General features: G+C 56.2%; 1 pseudogene. It reads left to right on the forward strand.

Annotated elements, in window-relative coordinates:
• Positions 1-509, forward strand: a pseudogene (locus J7439_RS26215) (hypothetical protein); the annotation flags it as partial.

Below are 509 nucleotides of genomic sequence, written 5' to 3' on the forward strand. Positions count from 1 at the left end.
ATTTACTCCTCAGCATATCGCCAACCTGCTGTGGGCCATGGCGAAACTGGTGGACAACGGGCAGGAGCCGACACCAGAGCTCAAAAGGGCCTTGGCCGCGCTGTTGTCCCACGTGTACGCACAGAAAACTCACTTTAAACCTCAGGAATTCACCATCCTGCTGTGGGCCGTGGCGAAACTGGTGAACAGCGGGCTGGAGCGAACACCGGAGCTCAAAGATGCTGTGGCCGCACTGTTGCCCCACGTGAATGCACAGAAAGACCAATTTATTCCCCAGCATATCGCCAACCTGCTGTGGGCCATGGCTAAACTGGTGGACAACGGGTACGAGCAGACACCAGAGTTCAACGAAGCGGTGGCTGCGCTGTTGACCTGCGTGATTGTACAAAAAGCCAACTTTAACCCACAGAAAATCACCAACCTGCTGTGGGCCATGGCTAAACTGGTGGACAACGGGCAGGAGCAGACACCAGGGTTCAACGAGACTGTGGTCGCGCTGTTGCCCCTCG

The sequence above is a fragment of the Salinisphaera sp. G21_0 genome (assembly GCF_017744115.1).
GTDB lineage: Bacteria > Pseudomonadota > Gammaproteobacteria > Pseudomonadales > Endozoicomonadaceae > Endozoicomonas.